This window comes from Lacrimispora struthionigena (assembly GCF_048627165.1).
In the GTDB taxonomy this organism is placed as follows: Bacteria; Bacillota; Clostridia; order Lachnospirales; family Lachnospiraceae; genus Lacrimispora.
Genome location: NZ_JBMBWP010000001.1, coordinates 1,787,071 through 1,804,045, shown reverse-complemented (window position 1 = coordinate 1,804,045; position 16,975 = coordinate 1,787,071). Strand labels below are relative to the sequence as shown.

Here is a 16,975-nt window from a genome sequence, read left to right as displayed (position 1 = left end):
CTTTCTCCTTCCTTTACTTCAGATTAATTCGCGGATCAATAAATTTATAAGCAACATCCACCAGTACATTCATGATAACCATTAAAGTCGCAAGGAAAATGGTTGTCCCCATAATAAGAGGATAATCACGTCCTGTAATGGAACCAATAAATTCAGATCCAAGCCCTGGAATTGTAAATATTTTTTCAACAATGAAGCTTCCTGTTACAGTGTAAGCCAGCAGCGGTCCTAAATATGTAACCACTGGAAGAATGGCATTACGAAGTGCATGCTTGAAAATACTTACCAACTGGGAAAGACCTTTTGCACGTGCTGTTCTCATATAATCCTGTCCCATAACATCCAACATGGATGAACGCATTAATCTTGAAATATAGGATGATGGATAAAGAGCCAGTGCCATAACCGGCATGATATAATTCTTCCAGGATCCAAGTCCATACGTAGGTAATAGACCCAGCTTCAAACTGAGAATATACATAAGTATGGTACAGACCACAAAGCTTGGAACCGCAATTCCGCAGGTACTGAAAACAATAATAATATTATCAATCACAGTACCTCTCTTAAATGCCGCAATACTACCAAGAGGAACTCCAATCAAAACTGCTGCTAAAATAGCCATTCCACCAATTCTGGCAGAAACCGGGAATTTTGTACCAATAATCATATTAACAGTACGCCCACGCTGTTTTACACTTAACCCCAGATTTCCATGCAGAATATCCTTCATATAGGTTGCATACTGTACACTTAATGGCTTATCCAGTCCATATTTTTCATTTAATGCCGCCTGGGCCTGTGGGCTGATTGCCTTTTCTGCCATAAATGGTCCACCTGGAACCATGTTCATGACAAAGAATGTTACGGTAGCAACAGCAAATATCGTAATAATTGCCATAGCAATACGTTTTATAATATATTTCGCCATTCTCATCAACTCCTTTTGTGTTGATGTCCGTCCGACTGGAAACATATGTCAATCGGAAACGGACACTGTTTGAATAGAAAAATCCCATGGATACCCATGGGATTCCCCCCAGAATCCTGTTACAAGATTACTGCATCTGTTTTGCAACTTCTTCTGCAAAGTTCTCTTCTTTTTTCTCAAGGCCTTCGCCTGTCTCGAAACGAACAAACTTTCTAACTTCAACTTTTCCGCCAACTTCTTTAGAAACCTGCTCTAAATACTTGCCAACAGTTAAGTCACCGTCTTTTACATAAGCCTGGTCAACCAGACAGAACTCTTTTAATTCCTTATTCAAACGGCCAACAATCATCTTATCCAGAATTGAATCAGGCTTGTCAGGATTTTCGTTCTTAGCCTGAACCTTTAAAATCTCAGTCTCATGATCGATAAATTCCTGGGAGATTTCATCTCTCTTAACATACTTTGGATTTAAAGCAGCAATCTGCATTGCTACGTTCTTTAAAGCTTCCTTAACGGCATCGTTCACTACTTCTGCACCGGCTTCAATTAAAACACCGATTCTGCCGCCGCCATGAATATAATCTACAACTACACCATCTGTTGTGATTTTTTCAAATCTTCTGATATTCATATTCTCGCCAATAACAGAAATCTGAGCGGATAAAGCCTGTGCTACTGTTAAAGAGCTGTCACTGTTCCATGACTCAGCCATGAATGCATCCATATCTTTTGCATCAGAAGCAAGAACCTGAGCCACTACATCAGCAACATAACCCTGGAACTGAGCGTTCTTAGCTACGAAGTCTGTTTCACTGTTAACTTCAACAATTGCTCCGGATTTTCCATCTTCACTTACTACAGTAGTAACAACACCCTCTGCAGCAATTCTTCCTGCCTTTTTAGATGCAGCTGCAAGTCCTTTTTCTCTTAAGAACTCTACTGCCTTGTCCATATCACCATCAGTCTCTGCAAGTGCTTTCTTGCAGTCCATCATTCCTGCACCGGTTAACTCTCTTAATTCTTTTACCATTCCAGCTGTAACTGCTGCCATTCGTTTTCCCTCCATCGTCGATTAAACGTAATTGATTTGTAAAAAGGTCTGTTCATAAAAATATGCTTCGACCCGCCATACAGCAGACCGAAGCATACATACGTCTGAATCTTAAGCTTCTACAGTCTCTTCTAACTCCTGAGCTGCTTCTGCTTCCTCAGCTACTGCCTCGCCCTGGTTTGCTTCGATTACTGCGTCTGCCATCTTGGATACAATTAACTTGACAGCTCTAATCGCATCATCATTACCTGGGATTACGAAATCAAGTTCTTCAGGATCACAGTTTGTATCAGCAATGCCGATTAACGGAATGCCCAGTGTGTGAGCTTCCTGAACGCAGATTCTTTCTTTCTTAGGATCTACGACAAAAATCGCATCCGGAACTTTCTTCATATCTTTAATTCCGCCTAAGTTCTTCTCTAATTTCTCCCATTCCTTCTTAAGAGCAATTACTTCTTTCTTAGGAAGTACTTCGAACGTACCATCCTGGGACATAGTCTCGATCTGTTTTAATCTTGCTATTCTGGACTGAATTGTCTTGAAGTTAGTCAGCATACCGCCGAGCCATCTCTCGTTTACGAAATACATACCGCAACGCTCTGCTTCAGACTTAATCGCATCCTGAGCCTGTTTTTTTGTTCCAACAAAAAGAATTTTTCCGCCTTCAGCTGCAATATCAGATACTGCCTTGTAAGCTTCGTCTACTTTAACCACAGATTTCTGTAAGTCGATGATGTAGATGCCGTTTCTCTCTGTGTAAATATAAGGAGCCATCTTAGGGTTCCATCTTCTGGTCTGATGACCGAAGTGCACGCCAGCCTCTAAAAGCTGCTTCATTGAAATAACGCTCATGTTATTACCTCCATTGGTTTTACTTCCGTCCGTTTCTCTTGCTTCCGGGGAGACCATAGTATGGCACCTTCCTCTGGAATCCGCAGACGTGTTTTTTGTAAGCCTTGCTAGTATAGCACAATATTTTTAGTGATGCAAGTAATTTTTTATATTTTATGTCCAAATCAGAAGATTTCTGTCTTGTATCCGCAAAAAAAGGTAATCATAAATGATTACCTTTTTTATGCTTATCTATACACTATAAATCCTTTAATTCACGACGCTCTGCAATGATTTTTGTATTGCCTGCCTTTATGGATTTCAGCTCATCAAATACCACATCATTTAAAACCTTTATATAGGTTCCTTTCATTCCGGATGATCTTGATTCAATAACGCCGGCACTTTCAAACTTACGCAGTGCATTGACAATCACTGAGCGGGTAATACCGACGCGGTCTGCAATTTTACTTGCAACAAGAATGCCTTCATTGCCATCCAGTTCTTCGAAGATATGTGTGATTGCTTCCAATTCAGAGAATGATAAGGTGCTGATCGCTGATTTTACGATCTGAACTTTTCTTGTTTCTTCTGCATTCTCTTCATTAACTGACCGCATCATCTCAAGTCCCACAACGGTGGTTCCATACTCACTTAAAATAATATCGTCAATGTCATATTGTGAATCCGATTTGTAAATAAACAGAGTTCCAAGTCTCTCCCCTGCTATATCTATCGGTGTAATAATGGCCTGATATTTTCTGATGTTATCACCGGTAAAACCAAGCGTTTCCAAGTTTACATTTTCTTTTGTGGAAAGAATACTGAGCAGTCGTTCATTCAGCATAGTATCAACATAACCACCTACCTGATCTGCAATCAGTTCCTGAATCTCATCAATGTCAGGCGTAAGACCCACGCCAAGCACCTTGCCCTTCTTGCTTATAACAAGAATATTGGAATTCAGGATCTCGGTAAGCACTTCACAGATATCGTTAAATACGACCTTATGCGAATTATTGTTATGCAATAATTTGTTAATTTTTCTAGTTTTGTCCAACAACTGTACGCTCATTGCCGAAAACCTCCTTTATAATTGATGTTAAAATTCGAAAAACGCTTTTAATAATTAAATATTATCACTATTATTTTCAAATAACAATAGTTTTTTGAAGATTTTCGATTTTCTTAATAATTATTCTTTTTTCCTACTTATCTGTACTGTGTCCACACTGCTCATTAGAGCACAGTAACTTGTTGCCCTTTTCAACCATATATGAACCGCATTTTGGACATTTCTGGGTGGAAGGCTTTTGCCATGACATAAAATCACATTCAGGATTTGCCTCGCATCCATAATAAATTCTGCCCTTTTTTGTCTTTTTAATTACTACATCCTTACCGCACTTTGGACAGGGAACTCCTGTTTTTTCCAGATAAGGTTTCGTATTCTTACATTCCGGAAATCCGGGGCATGCAAGGAATTTACCGTGAGGTCCGTATTTAATAACCATATTACGGCCGCACAGTTCACAAATCTCTTCTGTTACTTCATCTGCTATGGTAACAGATTCCAGTTCTACCAGTGCCTTATCAACCGCTTCCTTTAAGTCAGGATAGAAGTTTTTCACAACTGTTTTCCACTGTACCGTTCCATCTCCAACTTTATCAAGAAGATACTCCAGATTTGCAGTAAATGTGATGTCTACAATGCTGGGGAAGCTTTGTTTCATCATACTGTTAACTACTTCTCCCAGTTCTGTCACGTAAAGATTTTTATTTTCTTTAGCCACATACCGCCTGGCTATAATTGTTGTAATCGTAGGAGCATAAGTACTTGGACGACCAATTCCCTGTTCTTCCATTGCCTTTACCAGAGATGCCTCCGTAAAATGAGCCGGGGGCTGGGTAAAATGCTGACTGTTTTCCAGCTTCTCCAACTTAAGTATACTGCCTTTTTCCAGATTACCAAGAAGAACATTATTTTCTTCCTTCTCTTCTTCCTGTACATAGACTGACATAAAGCCGTCAAACTGAAGTTTTGAAGCAGAAAGGGTGAAGAAATAATTTCCCGCTTTCACCTTCACAGAAGTTGTTTCATACACAGCCGGCTGCATTCTGCTGGCTGCAAATCTCTTCCAGATGAGCTGATAAAGACGGAATAAATCTCTCTGGAGTGATTCTTTTACAATTACCGGTGTCAGTGCAATATCGGTTGGACGAATCGCCTCGTGGGCATCCTGTATCTTAACATTGCTCTTTTTATTCTGCTCTCCATTTGCCAGATAACGGCTGCCGTACTGCTTTTCAATAAACTCTCTTGCAGCAACATCAGCCTCTTCTGCGATTCTGGTAGAATCCGTACGCAAATAGGTGATCAAACCCACTGTTCCGTGCCCTGCGACCTCCACTCCTTCATATAACTGCTGAGCTAATCGCATGGTTTTCTGAGTTGAGAAATTAAGAACTTTGGATGCTTCCTGCTGAAGTGTACTGGTGGTAAATGGAATGGGGGCTTTTTTAACCCGTTCCCCATTCTTAACTTCTTCAACCTGGTACTCTTTCTTCTTTAGACCTTTCAGTATTTCATCTAACTCTTCCTTATTATGAATGGCTATTCTGCCATTCTTGTCTCCGTGAAATTTGGCTGTTAAAGTCTTCTTGCTTCCTTCCTGCTTTAAGACCGCATCCAGATTCCAGTACTCTTCCGGAATAAAAGCGTTGATGTCTTCTTCCCGGTCACAGATAAGGCGCAGAGCAACGGATTGTACACGACCGGCACTTAACCCCCTTTTAACCTTTGCCCATAGAAGAGGACTGATCATATATCCAACCATTCGGTCAAGAACTCGTCTTGCCTGCTGGGCATCCACAAGATCCATATCAATATCTCTTGGGGTTTTTAATGAAGTTTTCACTGCATTCTTGGTAATCTCATTGAAGCTGATGCGGTATACCTGTTTTTCTTTCAGTTCATCTAATTTTAATGCTTTCATCAGATGCCAGGAAATCGCTTCTCCTTCACGGTCAGGGTCAGTTGCCAGATAAATCTTATCCGCTTTCTTCACTTCTTTTCTCAGTTTTGCAAGAATATCCCCTTTACCCCTGATCGTTATATATTTTGGATCAAAATCATGTTCCACATCGATTCCCATCTGACTCTTAGGAAGATCCCTTACATGTCCATTGGAAGCATCTACTTCATAGTTAGCTCCAAGGAACTTTTTTATAGTTTTTACTTTTGCGGGTGACTCCACAATTACTAAACAGTTCGCCATACCAAACTCCTCGCCTATTGTTTCTTACCATAATATTGATGGGATGTCTGTATAATGCTGCCCTTTAATTCCAGTTCCAGGAGGACACTCATGCACTCGCTGACAGACAATCCACTGCAGCTCACAATCTCTTCCAGATTCTTCGGTTGCAAATCTAGGCAACTATACACCATTTTTTCTTTTTTGGCAAGCCCGTTCTTATTTTTTTCATGAACTCTTAATATTTTACCGTTCTGTAACTTAAAATATTCCAACACTGTCTCCGGAGAGAGCAAAACCCCTGCGCCTTCAGAAATAAGGCGGTTACAGCCTGCACTTAAGGGATCCGTTACTCTTCCCGGCAGGGCAAAAATCTCTTTCCCCTGCTCCAGTCCCAGATTCGCCGTGATCAGGGAACCGCTCTTTTCTCTTGCCTCAATTACAAGAATTGCATCAGAAAGTCCGCTTATAATCCGGTTTCTCATGGGGAAATTCTGAGGCTTCGGAGCTTCATCGGGCATAAATTCCGTTATGATACCTCCGCGTTTTTTCATCTGGCTGAATAATCCGTAATTTTCTTTGGGATAACAAACATTGATTCCGCACCCCAGTACTCCATAAGTCTCCTGACCTGCCTCCAGCGCTCCTTCATGTCCCGCTCCGTCTATGCCATATGCCAGACCGCTGATAATTGATATACCTGCAGCTGATAACTCTCTTGCCAGGCTCTGAGCCATCTGACGCCCGTAATTGGTGCAGTTTCTGGCTCCTATTATGGCAACTGCAGGTTTCTCCTCTCCAGGAAGCTGTCCATTTACAAAAAGGCCCATAGGGTATCCATAAATAGACAGAAGCCGTTTGGGATAATCAGGATCAAAATGTGCAATAAAACGAATACCCTTTTTTTCTAATTGCTCCAGCTGCCTGCGAACAGAATCCAGGTAAGACTTTCGTTCTTCAAAAAACAAAATCTCACTTTCTTTTAAAAGCCCGCTGCTTTCCAGCTCTTTTCTTTCTATATTATATATCTTCTTATAACTTCCCATGTAGTCATACAGTTTTTTTATTTTAACAGCTCCAAGAAATGGAATGTGGGAAAGCCAGTACAAGTATTCCCGTTCTTCCAGATTATCCATAGATACCTCCCCAAAATTTTCCTTCCCTGCTTTTCAGACCGGCAGCTTCTGCCAGATGACTTTTTGAAATATTTTCAGAACCTTCCAGATCTGCAATGGTTCTTGCTATTTTAAGAATCTTTTCGTACCCTCTTGCGCTGAGTGACATAGAATCGTAGATTTGCTTTAAATATAACTCTTCCGTCTCAAAAAGGCCGCAGTATTTTTCCAGATCCGGTTTCTTCATAAAACTGTTAAAAAGTATGTTCGTCCCCCTGAAACGTTCCATCTGCATTTCCCTTGCACGTTCAATACGTTTCCTGATAGAGGCAGAGGATTCTCCTTTCCTCCCCTGCCGCAGTTCCTTATAACTTACCGGGCTGGATTCTGCACAGATATCAATTCTATCCAGGATTGGTTTCGAAATTCTTCCTAAATATTTATTTACCTGACTTTCCGAGCATCTGCACTTTGTCCTATCCGGGTAAAAGCCACAGGGGCACGGATTCATGGCAGCGGCTAAAAGAAATTTAGCCGGAAACAGATAAGCTCCATGACTTCTTGATATGGTGATTTCGCCCTCTTCCAGAGGCTGTCTTAAAATCTCGATGGTGGATTTTTGAAATTCCGACAATTCATCCAGAAATAAAACGCCTCCAGAGGCGAGAGTAATCTCTCCCGGTCTTGGGATTCTCCCTCCTCCCGCAAACGCCTGAGGGCTTATGGTATGGTGGGGACTTCGAAACGGCCGGTAATTGATAATTGGAGTTTCCCCGGAAAGCAAACCGCAGACGCTGTATATTTTTGATATTTCCATGATTTCCCCAAAAGAAAGTGACGGCATAATCGTAGGAATTCTTTTGGCAAACATGGTTTTCCCTGTGCCTGCAGGACCAATATACATGATATTGTGCATACCAGCTACAGCAACTTCCGTAGCCCGTCTTAAAAACGGCTGGCCACCTACATCTGAAAAATCTACATCATATAAATCTTTATCAGCTTTAAGTTCTACAGGATCATCTGGAAGTTGGTTGAGTTTCTTCCCTCCATTTAAATGATCAGTCAGGTCTTTTAATGTATGTAGGCCTATAACCTGTATTCCGCTTGTGAAAACACCCTCTCTTCTGTTCTCTCTTGGCAGGTAACAAATTTTCTTTCCTTCCCTTTTAGCTGCAACAACAATGGAAAGAGCTCCAGGAACGGGGTTAACCGTACCATCCAGCCCCAGTTCACCTGAAAAAACACAGTCAGACAGACCAGCAGACTGGATCATACCAGAAGCGGATAAAATGGCAATTGCAATCGGAAGATCAAAAGCTGTCCCCTCTTTCCTGATATCAGCAGGGGATAAATTAATGGTTATTTTTTTTGCAGGAATGCGAAAACCAGAGTTTTTGAGGGCAGTTCTGACACGGTCCTGAGCTTCTTTCACCTGCGAAGAAAGATATCCAACCATGGAAAAACCCGGCAGCCCATCACTCACATCTGCTTCCACAAGTATGGGGACGCCCTCTACACCGATAATGCCGATACTATGAACTTTACTATACAATTGAATGCTCCTTTCAACATATAAAGGAAATAAAAATGGAAATTTATGCAGAAATGCACTTGGAATATCCGGAATCGGATTAGATTTATGATAACTTAAAAAGCAGAAAAAAACAACTGTTTTCTCGCTTTTTCTGCTTTTATAAATTAAAAATGAAATAACTGTCAAATGTCGTCAGACGTCCCTTAGTCCTTGAGAAAATTCTGGCATATACGGCCTGTAACGAAGCGGCATATGATTCAGCTGGCATATGGGATTGGTACGTTCCTTGATAGAAATACTCTTTCTGAAACGTTTGAAAAGGTCTTCGTATTCATCCTCCACCGATGTTTTTACAATCTTATCTTCCCAATCAGAAGGTAAAAAATCAGTCAGATACCAATGACGGTATGCCGGATGAAGAACTGCTTTTTTTCTATTAACGTCATATAGCGCCCAGTTCTCACCAGATAAACGATCTGCAAAATGGGGAGCAAGAAGAACAAGTACATCATTCTTAGGGCCAATTTTTCCTACCAGTAAATCCCCCTCCATCTCTGAAAAACGAACAAATCCAGTCAAAAGGTGAGTCTCATTATCCACAAAACGGCACATTTGAAATATGTCATAAACAGCCTGGTTCTGAAGCATACTGACAACCCCGGCTCCCATGCGAAAGCCATAGATCAGAAATCGATAAATCTTATCTGCCCGCTCTATATCATTACTCAAAGCTGCTTTGTAAACAACTTCATAAGCTTCTTCAGAAATCTTATTCCGGATTGCTGTAATCACCTTATCCGCTTTTTGAGAATCAACGGATACTTCTTCATATTGGCAGAACAGCTCCATGGTTGCACCGTCATCTTTCAGCCTGAGCTTACCATTGTCATGCCCCTTCCTGCTGGCCCATGCAGTATAAACACCGCTTAAAATCCCTTCTATACTGCTGTCACAAAGATATATCGTCTTCATACCAAAATACCTCCGGAATTTACCTGTGTCGACAGACTGGTATCGTCAAACAGAGACAGCTGCTGGTACGTATTGGTAGAACTGATATCCCAGACACTTCTTCTTTCTTCTCCCACTAAGTGTCTGGATATATAATCCTCTTCAATCTTTACCGGGTACATCATCCTTCCTGAACAGGTAATAAAATAATGTGCTCTTTTTAGTACGACTCCCATCTTCTTTAGTGCTTCAAAATCCAAAATCCCACTTCGTCTGGCCGCAATAATCCGCTTTACAGACTTCACCCCCATACCCGGGACCCTCAAAAGGGTAAAATAATCGGCCCGGTTCACTTCCACCGGAAACTGTTCCAGATGCCGCAGTGCCCAATCGCACTTGGGATCCAGAAGAACATTAAAATTAGGGCGGTCTTCTGATAACAGTTCTCCGGCCTGAAATCCGTAAAACCGCATCAGCCAGTCTGCCTGATAAAGTCTGTGTTCTCTTAAAAGCGGCGGACCTCCCGGAAGTGCAGGCAGGCTGCTGTCCTGATTAACTGGAACAAACGCAGAATAAAACACCCTTTTTAAGTCATAGTTTTTGTACAATGCCTCTGCCACCATCATCATCTGGTAGTCATTCTCTGGTGTGGCACCCACAATCATCTGAGTACTTTGGCCTGCCGGTACGAAGGCAGGAGCTTTTTTATATTCCATTAACTCAAAGCGGTTGGTTACAATCCCGTTCTGAATCTGCTTCATGGGTTTTAATATCTTGTCACGATTTTTACCTGGAGCCAGTTTTTTTAATCCTTCTGCAGTGGGAAGCTCTAAATTAATACTCATACGGTCTGCGAGAAATCCTGTCTTTTCAATTAACAGGGGATCTGCACCGGGAATGGCCTTTACATGAATATATCCATGAAAGTGGTACTCCTCTCTCAGCTTTTTTAACGTCTGATAGATAAGATCCATGGTATAATCTGCACTGGTCAGTACACCAGAGCTTAAAAATAAGCCCTCAATATAATTGCGTCGATAGAACTGTATGGTAAGCTGGCAAACCTCCTCAGGAGTAAACGCAGTGCGGACCACGTCATTGGAAGATCTGTTGATACAGTATTTGCAATCGTAAATACACTGATTTGTAAATAATATTTTAAGCAAAGAGATACATCTGCCATCTGCTGAAAAGCTATGACAGATACCTGCTTTACTGGCATTGCCGATGGTGCCCGCCTTCCCCTTACGGTCTACTCCGCTGGAAGTACATGCCACATCATACTTGGCTGCATCCGACAATATCTCTAATTTTTCCTGAACACTTAATGATTCCTGTATTAGCATCTATTCACCTCGAACATTTGTTCTTGCTATGAATATTATCATATATTTTAAATTATTTCAAGTATTTCTCGAATATATGTTCTCTTTTTCTGGTGATTTCTATTCTTGCTTCTTACAGGAAACAGGCAACAGAAAAAGACGGCGAAATTCCCCGTCTCTGTCTGTTAATTAAGCCCGCTATTTAAACTTATTTTTCAAATCCACCTGGATTATTCTTCTGCCAGTTCCAGGAATCGCGGCACATCTCAATAATTCCCCGCTCTGCTTTCCAGCCAAGTTCCTTCTCTGCTTTGGCCGGGTCAGCGTAGCAGGTGGGAATATCTCCTGCCCTGCGATCCATAATTGTATACGGAATCTTTAAATCATTTGCTTTTTCAAATGCGCCGATTACATCAAGAACACTGTACCCGATTCCTGTTCCTAAATTATAAATCCGCACGCCGCCTGACTGCTTTGACATGGCTTTTAATGCCTGCACATGGCCTAATGCCAGGTCAACAACATGAATGTAGTCACGGACACAGGTTCCATCCGGAGTATCGTAATCCTTTCCAAACACTCCAAGACGTTCCAGCTTTCCTACCGCTACCTGAGTAATATAAGGAAGAAGATTGTTAGGAATACCTTTTGGATCTTCTCCGATCCGGCCGGATTCATGAGCGCCAATGGGGTTAAAGTAACGTAATAGCATAACATTCCACTCTGGATCTGCGGTATTTAAATCTGTGAGGATCTGTTCTAACATTCCCTTGGTTCTTCCATAAGGATTGGTAATTTCTCCCTTGGGACAGTCTTCTGTAATGGGCACGAATTCAGGATCTCCATATACTGTTGCGGAAGAACTAAATACAATGTTCTTCACTCCGTGCTTTCTCATAACATCACAGAGTACTAACGTTCCTGTAATGTTATTATGATAATATTCAAGAGGCTTATAAACTGATTCACCAACTGCCTTCAGCCCTGCAAAATGAATGACGCCATCAATTGTTTCTTTATTAAAAATCTGTTCCAGCGCTTCCTGGTCCAATAAATCCGCCTCATAAAAATTCAGTTTTTTTCCTGTTATTTCCATAACACGATTCATGGACTCCCTGCTGGAATTGCACAGATTGTCAACTACCACTACCTCTAACCCGGCATTCAGCAGCTCTACGCAGGTATGACTTCCTATGTATCCAGCTCCACCGGTCACTAATATCGCCATGTTAACTTCCTCCTTTTAAATGTCCTGAAACTATTATAAGCAGGAAATCAAAAAATAACAATGTAGAATTTCTTAAAAACCTATGATTTTTATCTGATTTCTTCTATTTAAATATAGAAGTAAAAAATCCGAAAATGTTTTTAAAAATATTTCCTATGCGGTGAAGCACATTACCATCGGGATGAAAATCTTCATCTACTTTATTATCCTTGTCTTCTTCGTCCTGTTTAATTTCCCCTGTTCTCAGTATGATCTGAATGCTCTTTGGTGATGGGTTCTTTACCGACGTCATGGAAACCGGCTTTGCTTCTAAATCAATATTTAGCAGGGTTGTATCCTCAGTGGTATATTCATCCCACTTATCATCGATCATATTTTTAATTGTATCCTTTGCATTTCTTAACACTTCAGTCTGATCAAGTCCGTTTCCTGCAATATCCAGGGTATCAGCCAGCCCGTTTAACGTCTTTTGTGTACTGCCGTTTAACGAGTTTCCCACCGTCTTTAACTGACTCTCCAGAGAGCGGAAGAATACATTCATGGAATCAATACTCCTTGATGCACTGTCTGTCATTTTCCCCATATCTGTCAGCGTATTAAGCATCTCATCATGATGACGGTTTAAAATTCCATTAAGTTCCTCTGCATTTCCAATCAGATCATCCGCAGTATCACAAAGTTTCCCAACGGCATCCGTGGTTTTTATTACCCCGTCTGTTGCCCCGTTAATATGATTTCCTTCCGCATAAAGATCACCAAGTAGTGCTTTTGTCAGACCAAGGAACTTTGACATATCGTCGGAGAGTCCTGCCCCGCTTCCTGCCAGCTGGGGCAAAAGCTGTGCCAGTGGCGCTGCGGCCTGCATGGCAGCCTTTGTTGCAGCATTTGTTGCAGAGCTGGGGGAAGCAATATTCCCGGCTCCCAGTGCAGAGGATAAGTAATTGGTTAATGCATTGATTTCTGTGACAGAATAGCCTTTTTCATTAAATAAATAAGAGGAAATCTCGTCACTGTCTGCCAGATCTTCTGCCTTGATATCCTCAAGTAAGTCTTCCAGATCCTCATCTCCAAGTGCCTGTGCCGAAGCGCTTAGTGATCCGCTTAAAGACACCATCTGGGGAAGTATCTTAGCCAGCTGTTCCAGCTCCTTCGCCAGTGTCTGCTGTTGGTTTGTAAGTGTGTTTAAATGGTCCTGTGTTTTATCAAGCTGCTTTAAAACCATCTGGGTCTTCATTCCTGTTTCCGGAGAATTCACCAGTTTCTGCAATTCCTTCAGTTCATCTCTTAAATCTCTTACTCCTTCCTGAAGATCGTTTAAATCCGGAGTAAGATCACTTAGGATTTCAGTCAGGTGATTGGTCTGGCCTCTTAAATCATTTAACGCCGTCTTGGCATTCTCTGTATGATTGTAAAACGGCCGCAGTGTCTGAGACAGTCCATCCAGTGCATTAAGGGCTTCATCGGCGTTTTGATAAACCGTTCCTTTGGAATCTGCAACAATCTGTCTGGTTTTATCAAGCCCTCTGATTCCATCTGATGTGTTGTCAATACTGTTCTTCATCTGGTCCATGGTATTTAGCACCACATCCAGGCTGTCACTGATTGCGTCAGCGGAATCTTCCATGGTTTCCTTTGCTTCCCGCAAATCTTTAACTTTGTCGAGCTGACTCACTGTCAGCGGAACCATGGCAAAAACTACGCCGGAAAATTTAAAATCATCAGTTCCAATGCGGATGGAATAATGACCATCTTCTCCTGGAAGCGCAAAGAAAACAACCGTGCTTAAATTACCAACCGTTTGTACCTGAGCGCCTTCTGCTTCCAGACTTAAGTTTTGATCCATGTCTACGACCGCACTGCCCATCAATGTCATATTATTTTTGTAAAAATCAGAAAGTCCTTCATTGGGCTTAAGGTCCACATTTACTTCTACCAGACCTTTTTCACCCGCAAGTTCCTCTGCTTTTTTCTCAACTCCGTTAAGCCTGTAACTAACTGTAATATCCCAGGGCAGTTCTTTTTTTTCTGTCTTTGTCTGTCCCTCAAAATAAAACCTTTTTTCTCCTGCTTGGGGAGTAAACGTTACCGACCCGTCTTCTCCGATTACTGGCTGAGAATGATCAGTCAGATTAATTACCTTTTCATAATTTCCATAATCCACCAGCGGCTCATTTCCATCTGTTTTATAAATCTTTACAATACTGCTTTCTTTTATTTCACCATAGGGATCCATTGTTACATAAAGAGTTTCATCGTATGGAGGCTGAACCTGCGATGCCAGCGGCATCAGTACAGACTGCATAGAAAAAACGGCAGCCAGCCCTATGGATAATATTTTTTTATGCTTATTCATTTACATCCCCTCCTTTTAACGTTCCTCTCACTTTTGTATATTTTAATCGACGCCTTTCTTTTCGTTTTATGGAGCGTTCCTGCTGTTTTTGTATCTGTTTATCAAACAAACTAAGAAGTGCCGGCAACAGAGATAATACCAATATCATACTAAGTAAAGCCCCTCTGCCCACAAGCCTTCCCACCTGGGAGATTGCCTGAATGGAGGAAGTAAAAAACAGAAGATATCCCACCACGGTCAGAATTCCTCCTGAAGTGAGAATGGATAAGGTGCTTTTAGAAATAGCCGCCATTGCTGAATCTGTATTATTCATGGTTTTTCTAAACCCCAGATAATTGTTGGTCATCAATATGGAGTAGTCAATGGTGGCACCCAGCTGAAGGCAGCTGACGATAATATAGCCGATATAAACCATACTGTCTCCCATAACGTAAGGCAAAGTCATATTTAAGTAGATTGCCACCTCAATGGGGATAATAACAAGAATCGGCACCAGAATCGCCTGAAAGGTCACTAATACCACAAGCGCAACCCCCGCAAGTGAAAGGAGGGATACCTTATTATAATCATCTGTGAGGATATCACGGATATCAATGGTTGTGGGTGTCATACCAATCACATAAGCATCATCAGGGTAAAATTTACGTATTACATTCTCAAGCTTCTGGCTGCAGTCAAATGCATACTGGCTTTCCTGAACCGTATTCATGGATATTAAAAATCTGGCATACCGGCTGCTTCTTAACTGCTTGCTTACCTTATCCGGCAGAAAGCTTTCCGGAATACCCCTGGGTATTGTACCTGACATGGAAATGGCATAATTAACAAAATCCAGATCCTCCAGTGCATCTGTCAGTTGTCTTTCCGTTACCACCGAACCATTTGGCACAATCCCGATTATCATATTGGATTTTCCAAACTCCTCATTGATTTTTCTTGTATCCTCATAGACTCTTGTTCCCGGGCCTGCCCCGATGGCATCATCGCCATAGTAAAATGCATTCATGTTCTGGCCAAAGTAACAGGGAACAGCCAGGAGCATTGCTATAACAAAAACAGGTTTTCTTAACCTGTTCATCAGCTTTGCAAACCGGTCAAAGGGGGGTACAAAGGGTTTATGGGCCGTTTTTTCTATCATTTTATCAAAATGCAGGATCAGGGTCGGCATCAGGAAAAGTACGGTTGCAAGGCTGCAGATAATTCCCTTTGTCAAAACAAAGCCCACATCCCGGCCGATGGTAAAACGCATAAATGCAATGACTATAAATCCAACAATCGTAGTTGCTCCGCTGGCCAGAATAGAACTGCAGGATTCCTTCACCGCCATTTCCATGGCTTTATGTATTTCTACTCCCGTTTTTTTAATGGCAGTAAACGTATGTAGAAGAAAGATTGAATAATCCATAGAAACTGCCAGCTGCAAAATAGCTGCTGTTGAGAATGTAAAAAATGAGATTGTACCAAACATCAGATTAGATCCCATATTCAGTATAATTGCAATTATCATGATTAAAATAAATAAAAATGGCTCCATCCATGATGTGGTCGTAAGGGCCAGTATCAGCCAGATAATAACCAGTGCCATACCTATGGCTATGGTTATCTCATGTGTAATGGATTCCTCCCTCTCTTTACTTGATATTGCGCTTCCGGCAAAGCACCCCCGATCCTTTCCAACAATACGGTATATTTCCTTAATGGCGGAACGGGTAAGGGGATTGTCATCTCCTTTTTTAAAAATCACATCCATCAGTGCATTTCCATCACGGTAATAGTTGTTCATAGAGAACGAATCAAGTGAAGCCATATCCGACAGCCCCTCATTTGCAAAGGAAGCGCCCATGTATACATCTGTTGTAAGATCAGGTCCTATTACCACATCCACGCCCTCAAGATCTGAGATTTTACTCCTGATCCGTTTCGCTTCCTGAAGGCTTACGTTCTTTACCATAATCCGGGCCATGCCAGGATATCCGAACTCATCCTCCATCACATCCAGAGCCTGTTTCGTCTGGGCAAACTGGGGCAGATACTTACTTAAATCATAGTTGACTTTTACAAAAGGAAAGCACACTGCGCAAATTATGGTCCCTGCAAAAAAAACACTCTCGATCAATTTTCCTTTAAATACAATAAAATGAACAAATTTGTCAAAAAAACTTCTATTCTTTTCCATATCCCCCTCCATTTATAATCGCTAATCTACTAATGGATACTTTATTGACTTTTGAACACGTGTATATTATAATACTAGTGTACATAACATTCAATAATCAATCTATTTTGATACATCTATTAATAATCACTGAATATTTTCCAGCATAATACTCAACACCATTTAGAAAAACGTCAATTAAAATCAGAAGGCGCGCCAAAGCGCGAGGGGGAGGAATTGT

At 41.4% G+C, this 16,975-nt stretch carries 12 protein-coding genes; all 12 read right to left on the bottom strand.

Annotation, left to right across the window (positions count from 1 at the left end; all coding sequences use genetic code 11):
• Positions 1–13 precede the first annotated feature (13 nt).
• The 12 genes from ACOAOT_RS08150 to ACOAOT_RS08095 all read right to left on the bottom strand — a co-directional run bounded on the left by ACOAOT_RS08150 (position 14) and on the right by ACOAOT_RS08095 (position 16,755).
• Positions 14–931: an ABC transporter permease gene (locus tag ACOAOT_RS08150; protein WP_420216523.1), complete on the bottom strand. Its 918-nt coding sequence runs from the start codon at positions 929–931 to the stop codon at positions 14–16.
• Between the two features lie 127 nt (positions 932–1,058).
• On the bottom strand, positions 1,059–1,982 hold the full coding sequence (gene tsf / locus ACOAOT_RS08145; RefSeq protein ID WP_104436071.1) for a translation elongation factor Ts: 924 nt from the start codon (positions 1,980–1,982) through the stop codon (positions 1,059–1,061).
• 111 nt (positions 1,983–2,093) lie between these two features.
• Positions 2,094–2,834: a 30S ribosomal protein S2 gene (rpsB, locus tag ACOAOT_RS08140; protein ID WP_420216522.1), complete on the bottom strand. Its 741-nt coding sequence runs from the start codon at positions 2,832–2,834 to the stop codon at positions 2,094–2,096.
• A 238-nt stretch (positions 2,835–3,072) separates the two neighbouring features.
• Positions 3,073–3,888 carry a GTP-sensing pleiotropic transcriptional regulator CodY gene (gene codY / locus ACOAOT_RS08135; RefSeq protein ID WP_104436070.1) on the bottom strand — a complete coding sequence of 272 codons (816 nt, stop codon included), beginning with the start codon at positions 3,886–3,888 and terminating at the stop codon, positions 3,073–3,075.
• Between the two features lie 133 nt (positions 3,889–4,021).
• The gene (gene topA, locus ACOAOT_RS08130) at positions 4,022–6,091 is read right to left on the bottom strand and encodes a type I DNA topoisomerase (protein ID WP_420216521.1); all 2,070 of its coding nucleotides are present in this window, start codon (positions 6,089–6,091) and stop codon (positions 4,022–4,024) included.
• 14 nt (positions 6,092–6,105) lie between these two features.
• A complete protein-coding gene (gene dprA / locus ACOAOT_RS08125; RefSeq protein ID WP_420216520.1) occupies positions 6,106–7,206 on the bottom strand; it encodes a DNA-processing protein DprA in 1,101 nt (366 codons plus the stop codon).
• Complete coding sequence (locus tag ACOAOT_RS08120) at positions 7,199–8,740, bottom strand: YifB family Mg chelatase-like AAA ATPase (protein ID WP_420216519.1); 1,542 nt, start codon at positions 8,738–8,740, stop codon at positions 7,199–7,201. Before ACOAOT_RS08120 ends, dprA begins: the two co-directional genes overlap by 8 nt.
• Positions 8,741–8,914: 174 nt before the next feature.
• Complete coding sequence (locus ACOAOT_RS08115; protein WP_420216518.1) at positions 8,915–9,694, bottom strand: TIGR03915 family putative DNA repair protein; 780 nt, start codon at positions 9,692–9,694, stop codon at positions 8,915–8,917.
• Entirely contained in the window at positions 9,691–11,019 is a 1,329-nt protein-coding gene (locus ACOAOT_RS08110; protein WP_420216517.1) for a putative DNA modification/repair radical SAM protein, read from the bottom strand. Before ACOAOT_RS08110 ends, ACOAOT_RS08115 begins: the two co-directional genes overlap by 4 nt.
• A 187-nt stretch (positions 11,020–11,206) precedes the next feature.
• A complete protein-coding gene (gene galE / locus ACOAOT_RS08105) occupies positions 11,207–12,226 on the bottom strand; it encodes a UDP-glucose 4-epimerase GalE (protein ID WP_420216516.1) in 1,020 nt (339 codons plus the stop codon).
• 103 nt (positions 12,227–12,329) lie between these two features.
• Complete coding sequence (locus ACOAOT_RS08100; RefSeq protein ID WP_420216515.1) at positions 12,330–14,579, bottom strand: hypothetical protein; 2,250 nt, start codon at positions 14,577–14,579, stop codon at positions 12,330–12,332.
• Positions 14,572–16,755 carry an efflux RND transporter permease subunit gene (locus tag ACOAOT_RS08095; protein ID WP_420216514.1) on the bottom strand — a complete coding sequence of 728 codons (2,184 nt, stop codon included), beginning with the start codon at positions 16,753–16,755 and terminating at the stop codon, positions 14,572–14,574. The genes ACOAOT_RS08100 and ACOAOT_RS08095 overlap by 8 nt, the downstream gene beginning before the upstream one ends.
• Positions 16,756–16,975: the final 220 nt, after the last annotated feature.